11 protein-coding genes, 1 tRNA gene and 1 pseudogene are annotated in these 9414 nt (G+C 61.2%); 7 read left to right on the forward strand and 6 right to left on the reverse strand.

All coding sequences use genetic code 11. The features are described 5' to 3' along the window. Positions 1–188: 188 nt before the first annotated feature. The gene (locus tag DDE76_RS19020) at positions 189–860 is read left to right on the forward strand and encodes an RluA family pseudouridine synthase (RefSeq protein WP_104894023.1); all 672 of its coding nucleotides are present in this window, start codon (positions 189–191) and stop codon (positions 858–860) included. Between the two features lie 3 nt (positions 861–863). On the opposite strand, the gene DDE76_RS19025 is transcribed toward DDE76_RS19020, so the two are convergent. Both DDE76_RS19025 and DDE76_RS19030 read right to left on the reverse strand, forming a co-directional pair. Further along, on the reverse strand, positions 864–1148 hold the full coding sequence (locus DDE76_RS19025) for an ASCH domain-containing protein (protein ID WP_104894022.1): 285 nt from the start codon (positions 1146–1148) through the stop codon (positions 864–866). Then, positions 1148–1528, reverse strand: coding sequence for a RidA family protein (locus tag DDE76_RS19030; RefSeq protein WP_104894021.1), 381 nt, complete (start codon positions 1526–1528; stop codon positions 1148–1150). The genes DDE76_RS19025 and DDE76_RS19030 overlap by 1 nt, the downstream gene beginning before the upstream one ends. A gap of 77 nt (positions 1529–1605) precedes the next feature. Here DDE76_RS19030 and DDE76_RS19035 point away from each other — a divergent pair. Both DDE76_RS19035 and DDE76_RS19040 read left to right on the forward strand, forming a co-directional pair. Beyond that, positions 1606–1690 (forward strand) — tRNA-Leu (locus tag DDE76_RS19035). A gap of 83 nt (positions 1691–1773) precedes the next feature. Continuing rightward, positions 1774–2373, forward strand: coding sequence for a chemotaxis protein CheW (locus DDE76_RS19040; protein WP_104894020.1), 600 nt, complete (start codon positions 1774–1776; stop codon positions 2371–2373). Between the two features lie 196 nt (positions 2374–2569). Here DDE76_RS19040 and gpt read toward each other — a convergent pair whose 3' ends face one another. Together gpt and DDE76_RS19050 are read right to left on the reverse strand one after the other, a co-directional pair. Then, entirely contained in the window at positions 2570–3067 is a 498-nt protein-coding gene (gene gpt / locus DDE76_RS19045; protein ID WP_245892087.1) for a xanthine phosphoribosyltransferase, read from the reverse strand. Between the two features lie 76 nt (positions 3068–3143). Then, positions 3144–3917, reverse strand: coding sequence for a competence/damage-inducible protein A (locus DDE76_RS19050; protein WP_104894018.1), 774 nt, complete (start codon positions 3915–3917; stop codon positions 3144–3146). 116 nt (positions 3918–4033) lie between these two features. Between DDE76_RS19050 and map the strand changes: the two genes are divergently transcribed. The 3 genes and pseudogenes from map to DDE76_RS19065 all read left to right on the forward strand — a co-directional run. After that, positions 4034–4867: a type I methionyl aminopeptidase gene (gene map / locus DDE76_RS19055; protein ID WP_104894017.1), complete on the forward strand. Its 834-nt coding sequence runs from the start codon at positions 4034–4036 to the stop codon at positions 4865–4867. A 120-nt stretch (positions 4868–4987) separates the two neighbouring features. Then, on the forward strand, positions 4988–5215 hold the full coding sequence (locus DDE76_RS19060; protein WP_104894016.1) for a JAB domain-containing protein: 228 nt from the start codon (positions 4988–4990) through the stop codon (positions 5213–5215). A 275-nt stretch (positions 5216–5490) separates the two neighbouring features. Continuing rightward, positions 5491–5826 (forward strand): annotated as a pseudogene (locus tag DDE76_RS19065) (JAB domain-containing protein); the annotation flags it as partial. On the opposite strand, the gene DDE76_RS19070 reads toward DDE76_RS19065, so the two are convergent. Next, complete coding sequence (locus tag DDE76_RS19070) at positions 5812–7053, reverse strand: GNAT family N-acetyltransferase (RefSeq protein WP_157955929.1); 1242 nt, start codon at positions 7051–7053, stop codon at positions 5812–5814. The pseudogene DDE76_RS19065 and the gene DDE76_RS19070 sit on opposite strands and share 15 nt — an antisense overlap. Positions 7054–7211: 158 nt before the next feature. Next, positions 7212–7952 (reverse strand): cytochrome c biogenesis CcdA family protein, encoded by a 741-nt coding sequence (locus tag DDE76_RS19075; protein WP_104894013.1) that lies wholly within the window; start codon positions 7950–7952, stop codon positions 7212–7214. A gap of 475 nt (positions 7953–8427) precedes the next feature. Between DDE76_RS19075 and DDE76_RS19080 the strand changes: the two genes are divergently transcribed. After that, positions 8428–8868, forward strand: a complete 441-nt coding sequence (locus DDE76_RS19080) for a hypothetical protein (protein WP_157955930.1) — start codon at positions 8428–8430, stop codon at positions 8866–8868. Positions 8869–9414: the final 546 nt, after the last annotated feature.

Raw genomic sequence — 9414 nt, forward strand, 5'->3', positions numbered from 1 at the left:
AAATGCCGCCACGTGAATGGTCCATGGCCAAGGCGCAGTTCGCTGTAATCTTCGGCGAGCGCTTCATCCGAGCCATGGCGGCGTAATATGCAATCGCCCGCCACACACGAAATTACTGACAGTCCCCCTGCGGACAGGCAGACCCCAAAGCAATTGGAAAATGTCGCGTGTCTCTGCTACAGGGCCTGATGCTCGGTCCCATGCCCACACTCAAAGACTATTTCCCGCCTACTGATCCCTACCTGAACGTCATCCATGTCGATGACGACATATTGGTCGTGGACAAGCAGTCCGGCCTGCTCAGCGTGCCGGGCAAGGACCCGAGCCTGTGGGACTGTATTGAACATCGCGCCCGCCAGACCTATCCCACCGCAGGCATGTGCCACCGGCTCGACAAGGACACATCGGGTGTTCTGGTGCTGGCGCTCAACAAGCGGGCCCATGGCCGCATCGGCAGCCAGTTCGAGCACCGCAAGACCACCAAGAGCTACATTGCGCGGGTGTCGGGCATCATCGCAGAGGATAGCGGCCTGATCGATCTGCCGCTCGCCACCGACTGGCTCAACAAGCCACGCCAGAGGGTCGACCACGACCATGGCCGCGCTTCGCAGACCGAATGGCATGTGATCGAGCGCGAAGACAACGCCACGCGGGTGCGGCTGATCCCGCTCACCGGGCGCACGCATCAGCTCAGAGTGCACATGAAGGCCATCGGCCATGTGATTCTGGGCGATGCGTTTTATTCCGAGGGCGCCGACCTCGCGGCGGCCGACCGGCTGCAATTGCATGCCGCCGAACTGGGCTTCACCCACCCCACGACGGAAGTGTTCACCACCTTCGTGGCACCAACGCCGTTCTAGGCGCTACGCCTCGCCCAGATATCCCACCTCGATGCGCTGGAACAGTTCCCCCGCCTTCATGGTGTCGAGCCAGCGGCGGAAATCGGCGACGTCCTGGAACCCGGCACGCTGCGCTTCCGCGTCGGTCACATCCTCGGGCGACATATCGGTGATCGACTTGATGGCGAGCAGCCCCACCTTGGTCTTGAGCGTCCCGCCGGCCTTGACCGTCGGGCGGTTCCAGCGGCGGAAGATGAGATCGACCTTGCCGGCCTTGATGTCTTCGAGCAGATCGCGCTTGAGCAGCATCAGTCGAGCACCCCCGTGGCAGTCATTTCGATTTTGAGCCCGGCGGCCAGCAATTCCTTGACCACCACAGTGGCGCGGACGGGATAAGGCTGCTCTGTGAAATATTCGCGATAGACCGCGTTCATGCCGGCAGCATCGGCGCTGTCGGTGATAAAAATCTGCACCATGGCGAGGTTGCGCAGGCTCCCTCCGGCAGCTTTGAGCGCAATGGCCAGATTGTCGATGCAGCGGCGCGTCTGGGCTTCAATGCCCCCCTCGACGATCTGGCCGCTGAGAGGATCCTCGGCGATGGCGACCAGCCAGAGGTGCTTGCCGGCGCGCACCGCATCATTGATGGGCGCCGATGAGGGCGCAATGTTGGTTTCAATCCGATCGATCATCTGGCCTCCGGGGAAGAATCGTTCGTGCACAATTGTCTTGACGAAAAGCTTGTGACAAACACGGGGCACCGAGCCAAGCGGGCGTGGTGGAATTGGTAGACACAAGGGACTTAAAATCCCTCGGCGATAGCCTTGCGGGTTCGATTCCCGCCGCCCGCACCAGCGCTAAGCTTGCCGAAACCTTTCTCGACAATGATGACCCTGGGGCCGGTTGGCTGCCCCAAGTGATCGAGTAAGGCGTAGAGATGTCGGCCCTGCCAAAGAATTTGGAAGACGAATTTGAGACCCCGCCCGGCGCAGAGGTCAGCGCCGAAACACGGCAATTCATCACCTTCGCCTGCGCGGAGCAGAATTTCGGCGTCGACATCATGTCCATGCGCGAAATCCGCAATTGGAGCCCGGTGACGCCCCTGCCCGGGCGGAAACCGGATGTGCTCGGGGTGATCGAGATACGCGGGCGGGTGGTGCCGATCCACGATCTGGCCCTGCGCATCGGGTGCTCTTCCGAGCGCAGCACCCAGCACGAGGGCCAGGTGATCCTGGTGCTCAAGGTTGCGGGCCACGACATGGGCCTGCTGGTCGACAGCGTCTCCGACATTATCGATATCAAAGCCGACGACATATTGCCGGTGCCGCAGATCGAAGGCTCGGCGGCGCGGTTCCTGGGCGGCATTGCCCGCCAGGGCGACACATTGGTGGCGATCCTGGACGAGGAAACAGTGCTGCGCGAGGCGGTGGAGTTCGCTGGTGCAGAAACTGTCCTGTCCCACGACCCAACGGACGATGAAAGCGGCTCGGATGTCGATGAGGCCGAGTTCGTCTTCGTGAACGAAATTCAGGCTTAGTCACACCGCGCAAAGAAGTGCGGCGGGAACACGTCCGCAACGAATGTAGCTTTCAAAGACCCCGCGCCCGGCAATGCGTGCCAGCGCCTTGCGGCCTGATTGAAGTCTTGCGGATAGTTTCCCCATGCCCTGCCGTCGCGTGAATGCGAAGGCATGGTCTCATGGGATCAAAACGCGGGGATAAGCGGGATGGCGATCAGTCCGTCGCACCCGAAATCGGGGCGACATATGCGACGTCGAGATCCCAAGGAAAGAAAATCCAGGTATCCTGGCTGACTTCGGTGATGAAGGTGTCGACCAGTTCGCGCCCCTTTGGCTTGGCATATACTGTGGCGAAATGGGCGCCGGGGAGCATGTCGCGGACGACGCGGGCGGTGGCGCCGGTATCGACCAGATCGTCCACGATCAGGATCTTGCCACCATTGCGAGCAATATCGAGCACCGGCTGGCTGATTTCCTTGAGAACCTTGATGCCGCCCTGATTCTGGTGATCGTAGCTTTTGACTGCCACAGTTTCCACAGTGCGGATATTGAGTTCGCGCGCCACAATGGCAGCCGGGACCAGGCCACCGCGGGCGATGGCCACCACCGCATCGAACGCGCCCATGCTGGCGAGCCGCCAGGCCAGGGCCCGGCTGTCGCGATGGAACTGATCCCAGGTGACGGGGAAGGACTTCTGGTTGGGGTTGGTCACGCTGCTCTCCTGGCGGGGCCCGGCCCCTTTATCGCTGATTTGGCTTGTCCTTAGCAAAGCGAAACGAAAACGCCAATCATTCCGCGTCGGGCGGGGCGATGCCGGCTTTTTCGTGGGCAGCGGCCACCATGGCGCGCACCTTTTCGGCCGCCTCGGCCAGCCGTCCTTCATCGGAGGAGCGCAGCACCAGCTCGGTCATCACCCGATCCTTGCCCATTTGCGGATAGGAACCCATCTTGACGTCTGGATACTCGGCCTGAAGCACCCCAAGCGGGCCACCCAGCGTGCCTTCGCCCACGGCCGCCCGGATGGCGACGGACGAAACTATCTTTCCGCCCTTGAGCGTGGGGGCCAATGCTTCAAGCATAGAGCGCATGATCACTGGAACGCCGGCCATGACATGCACATTGCCGATGCGGAACCCCGGCGCCGCGGACACCGAATTGACGATCAAATCTGCACCTTCAGGTATGCGCGCCATGCGCAACCGGGCCTCATTGACCTCAGTGCCGGTTTCTTTCCAGCGCGCTTCGAGCATGGCGCGCGCCTGGGCATTTATCGGCAGGGCAACACCGAACGCCGCCGCAATGGCATCGGCGGTGATGTCGTCATGGGTCGGGCCGATGCCGCCGGAGGTAAAGACATAGGTATAGCGCGCGCGCAGGGCATTGACCGCCTCGACAATGGCGTCCATTTCGTCGGACACCACCCGCACCTCGGTAAGATCGATGCCCAGATCGGTGCAGAAATCGGCCACCGCGCCGATGTTGACGTCCTTGGTGCGCCCAGAAAGAATCTCATCGCCGATCACGATCATGCCGGCGGTAATACGGGAATCTGACTGGGTCATTGCTGCTTTTTCCTCAAGGCAGTTGTGGATGCCTCTACGCTGGCGCCAAGTCAACGGTTCACCACCCTTCCCTTCGCCGGTTTAAGTCCTTATTTTGCTTCTCAGGAGAGCCATGCATGATCACCTATGTCGACGCCGCCACCAAAGCCCGCCGCACCGCCGGCGTCATTCCGCTGCATGGCTCGGAAGGCTTTGAGGGCATGCGTCGCGCCGGCGCGCTGACGGCGCGGGCACTGGATGAGCTCACGCCCTTCGTCGAGGCCGGCGTGCCAACCTCGACAATCGACCGTGTTGCCTACGAATTTGCCCGCGATCATGGCGCCGTTCCGGCGACGATGTTCTACAAGGGCTATCGGCACTCTGTCTGCACTTCGATCAACCATGTGGTCTGCCACGGCATCCCCGATGAGCGACCATTGCGGGAGGGCGATATCGTCAATGTCGACCTTACCCTGGTGCTTGATGGCTGGCATGGCGATTCCAGCCGCATGTATCCGGTGGGCGAAATCTCCCGCAAGGCCGAGCGGTTGATCGAAATCACCTATGCCGGTCTCGAGGCCGGTATTGCCGCCGCCAGACCTGGCAACACCACCGGTGATATCGGCGCCGCCATTCAGGCCGTGGCAGAGGCCGAGCGCATGAGCGTGGTGCGCGACTTCGTGGGGCATGGGCTGGGGCGGCTGTTCCATGACGAACCCAATATCCTGCATTTCGGCACGCCCGGCTCCGGCGCCGAACTCAAACCGGGCATGATCTTCACCATCGAACCGATGATCAATCTTGGGCGTCCGCACGTCAAAATCCTCTCTGATGGCTGGACCGCGGTGACCCGCGACCGGACGCTCTCAGCCCAGTGCGAGCATTCCATCGGCATCACCGAGACCGGCTGCGAAATCTTCACGCTCTCGCCAGCCGGCTTGTTCAATCCGCTGGCCAGCTGGAGCGCCTGATCAGTGACCGGCCCACGAGTTCGCCGAGGCCACACTTCCAGCGCCTGCCGCAGCCAATGATCATGCCGGCCAACGCCAGTGCGTGCGGGGAACACTCTCTCACACTGGGCGGTGGTGCCCTTGGAAGATTACGAGCTGCTTGAGTTGGCGCTGCAACTGGTCATTCCGCGCGAGGACACCAAGGCGCTCGGTAAGACGCCGCTGCCCGAATGCGGCTCGCTTTCTGCCATGTTCAATGCCAGCGAAACCCGGCTCGCAAGGATCAACGGGCTGGGCCCCACTTCCATCCCATCTCAAGGTCATCCAAGCGGTGGCCGCCCGATTTGGGCGCGACTGTATAGACCATGAGATGCCAATCCTCTCGTCTTGTGGGATGGTTCGCCTCCTCCCCGGCGAATACGCTTCGTCATACAACGAGAAGGAGGCACCAACCTGATGGTAGCAGTAGATCAGAAGATCTGGCCGTCTTGTAAGGAAACGGATCCCAGCGGCTCCCGAGGTGGCTCGGGCAAACTTGTCCAAAGGCAAGCCGGATACGCTGAAGCAGGGTCTATCGGGACCGTTGCTTCTTCTTGCAATCCGGAGGCGAACGATACACTGGGACCCAGCTGGTCGGCCAACGCCGCAGCCAGATGGCCTTTCAGACGGTCGAGCAGTTCCGCATTCTGTTTCTCGACAAGAAGAACCTGCTGATTGCCGATGAGGTGCAACAGACCGGGACAGTCGATCACACGCCGGTCTATCCGCGCGAAGTCATCAAGCGTTCCCTCGAACTCTCGGCCACGGCACTGATCCTGGTGCATAATTACCCCTCGGGCGATCGGACACCCTTGTCAGCCGATATTCGCCTGACCCGTGAGATCGGGGATATCGCCAAGCCGCTGGGTATTGTGCTTCATGACCACATCATCATCGGCAAGTCGCGCCATGCCTCGCGGCGCAGCCTAAAGCTGATCTGACCGAACCTTGCCCCGGATGCGTTCCCAGAGCTGATGGACCGCGCGAAGCGCCGATTTGACGGTAGTGTTCGCCTTGGCCCAGGCGCGCAGGCGCTGAAAATGGTTATGACCTAGCATCACAAGGCGGCCCAGCAGGGTCAGCGGCACATAGTGCTGCCGCAGCGGTACCTGCTCATTGCACCAATGGCGCTTCTCATCGGTAAAGCCGGCGCCCATGTCAAAGACCGACATACCCTCGTCGAACACGGTCTGCATCACCCGCAACAGGCACTGCTTGCCCGGCGAGCCGGACTGGATGCGGCTGTAATCGCTCATCGATGAGATCAGGCAGAACATGCGGTCGCCAACCACAATGCTGTAGCGGGCCGCAACGATCTGGCCATCGAGCCGCAGCACATGGAGCCTCACATCAACACCGGAACCGGGGTCCAGTGCCGCGTGGTAGAAGCTGGTGATGCTGTCGCACACGAAGATGTCGCGAATGCCCTGGGCGCGGAAACGGGCGGAACGCTGGGCGAACATGGTGTCAAGCACCCCATGGGCCTCGGCCAGATCATCGACCACCGCGAAGCCGACGTCGCCCAATGCAGACAATCGATCGCCCTGCTGCCGGTCGTGCTTGCGGCGGGAACGGCTGCGCTGTTCGCGGTCGCATTGCTCCCAGGAGGAGAACCGGGCGCGATAGAGCGTCTCGACTTCAAGGGCCTCGCCCAGTTCGTCGAACAGTCCTTCTGCCGTGCCGATCCGGTCGGGCATGGAGCGCAGATAGACCAGATCGGCGCCTTTGAGTGCCCCGATCATGGAGCGCCACAGGGCAGCCCGGCCCGATGCGCCCAGCGCTTCAAGACGCGGCGTATCTGTCAGCGGGGCGTAACAGCCGACATGGGGACCGGGAAACCAGGTGTAGAGGCGCACGCCATGGACGCGCTTGAAGTGCAGTGGAAACAGCGCCACCGGAACGCCATCCACCTCGCCCACGACATAGCGCTGGGCCGAAACCGGGATCTGGCGGTCGGCCGCCCAGAGCCGGATGAAGTCGTAGCTCTGGCCCGGTGATTCCAGGCCCGCGGCGGAAAGGCTGCGCCAGATCGCCTCGACATCCTCGATCCGGTTGGTCACGCGCACCGAAATGCCGACGCGCGCACCCCTGGCCGCGGCATCGGTCGCGCTGCCCTGGCTCGCAATGTCGTCCATCGCCCGGGCGATGGCTTGGGTGTTCGCGGTCAATCTGCTGCCCTTGGCCAATTTCGTCGCCAGTGTGTCCCCTGGGGGTAAACTGCGCCTCAACACCGGCCGAGGGAAACAGGTCCTGCTCTCGATTTCGTGAACAGGGTTAACTCCGGACTACGATTCGGCCCTGATCCTGGCAAAAATCCCAAGGACGATCAGCCGAAATTGGCCAGGACCGGAAAGGTTTCCAGGAACCAATAGGAAATGCGGGTGAAATTGCCGGTAATGAACAACAGGCCCGTGAGTACCAGAAGACCGCCCATGATCTTTTCCACCGTGCCCAGATGCTTCTTGAAGCCATTAAAGAAGGTGAGGAACGGCCCCACGGCAATGCCTGCTAGGAAGAAGGGAATGCCCAGGCCCAGGGAATAAAGCCCGAGCAGCGAGGCGCCCTCCCAGGCGGTATCGCGGCTGGCGGCCACAGAAAGGATGGCGGCCAGCACCGGGCCGATGCAGGGGGTCCAGCCAATGGCAAAGGCGAGACCAAGCAGGAACCCGCCCAGGGGACCGGAGGCCGCGCCGGGACCATTGTGGCGCAATTGCCGGTCGAGAATGCCGATGCGGAACACGCCCAGGAAATGCAGGCCCATGGCGATGATGACGACGCCCGCGATGGGGGTGAGGATCGGCAGGAGCTGGCGGAACACCTGGCCAAAGGCGGTGGCGGTGGCGCCCAGCGCGATGAAGACAACGGAAAAGCCGAGTATGAAGAAGATCGAGGTCAGTGCAACCTTACCGGTCAGCCGCCCCGGCGAGCCGGACACCGCCTCGGCGCGCAACTGGTCATAGCTCGCCCCGCTCATATAGGTGAGATAGGGCGGCACCAGGGGCAGCACGCAGGGGCTGAGAAAGCTCAGCACACCGGCGCCGATCACCAAAGGCAGGGAAAATTCCACGTCTGACGCTCCTTAGTCGCGCCCCTGTTTAGCGCGGTGCGGGCCAAAGGCAATGAGCCCCAGTGCCGCATCGCGCGGACGTGAAGGCATGCCACTTCGCCGCCCGGCCTGTTGGCGTCGCGGTTACGAAAACAGAGCGGTATCCCGAGACGGCTTCAGTCTCGAAAAGTAAAATGAGACGAAAGCCGTCTCGGGATGCCGGGTTTTCTCTTTAGAGGGTAACTTGGAAGGCTGTCCGGCGCGGCCGCCCCTGGTTGCACCACTTTCGTAATGCTGCAAAGTCAACAGCTGTTTGGGGCCGAACGGTTGGGCAGCAGGCGACCCCAAAGTGGTCGTCGGCGTTTCCGGATATGTTTCCTAGTAGCTGCCTTTCAATTGGCGGAGCATCCAACAGCCTTTAAGGATTGAGGAACTGACCGGAACGACACCAACCCAAGCCGTACGTTCTTGCCATCCATTGCAATGAGGAACGACCGTGATCCGCGAGCGAATTGATCTACGCAGAGTATTAGCTTTGGTCGTGGCCTGCTCACTGATGTTTGGCACGTGGCCGGTGCAGGCTGACGCCGCCGAGGGAGAACTGTTCTTGGCCAGCGGCAGCACGAAGGTTGTTTTCCCTGAATGCGGCGTTCAGGGAAGCTCCGCCTGTGACTACCCCCTGAGACTAAAGGTTTACAAGGTCGACTGGCGCTTGGGCTCGCCAGTTTCGGAATTGCGAGTTTTGCCGACGCCACTGCTAAGCAAGGTAACTTTTGGCTTAGATGCCGCCCCCGAGGCCTGTCCGCTGTCGAAACTGACGGCACAGTTGAGAACCTGGAAAGCGCAGTCAGCGGAGAATCAGGAGCTATTGGCTACGGGCATGCCGGGGCTCATTGAACCTTGCTTCGCGGGTGGGCTGACCTCAGATACCGAGTAGCTGACAATGTTACTATGGAGGCAAGGCGAGGTTCATGGCTGGATAACATGCCAAGGCCTCAGCTGCCATTTCCAGCTTCATCCTCCCGCAAGCAGCTTCAACGCACCAGAACTGCAGTTTGGGCTGAGAATTGACCTGATATCGTACCTTTCCCTGAGCCGCTTCGTCGCGAACTTGGATGAAGTCATTTCCAACCTCATGGCACCAGCTCCCGCAAACATCCTAGAGCAATATCGGCGGCTACAAATCACCGCGCCGTCCCTCGACGGCGTGGCTGCTGCCATGATGCGTGACGCGGACGCCCTAGCCACACTGGAGTGATTGCCTTGCAAACTCTGATGCGAATCTAGCCCTGTCAGTCGCGCGGGCGATGTCGGGATTTGGCTCGGACATTTTTGAAATCGGACCGTCAGCAACCCACCCGAGGCTGTGTGAAAACCCCTGAATATGTTATGATTTGGCACTGCTTCGGAGGTGCCATATGGGACGTTTCGTTGAAGGTGCAGACCGTGACCAGGCGAGTTTTTTGCCAGCGCGTCTTGAAGA

It is taken from the genome of Devosia indica (assembly GCF_003056405.1).
GTDB lineage: Bacteria > Pseudomonadota > Alphaproteobacteria > Rhizobiales > Devosiaceae > Devosia > Devosia indica.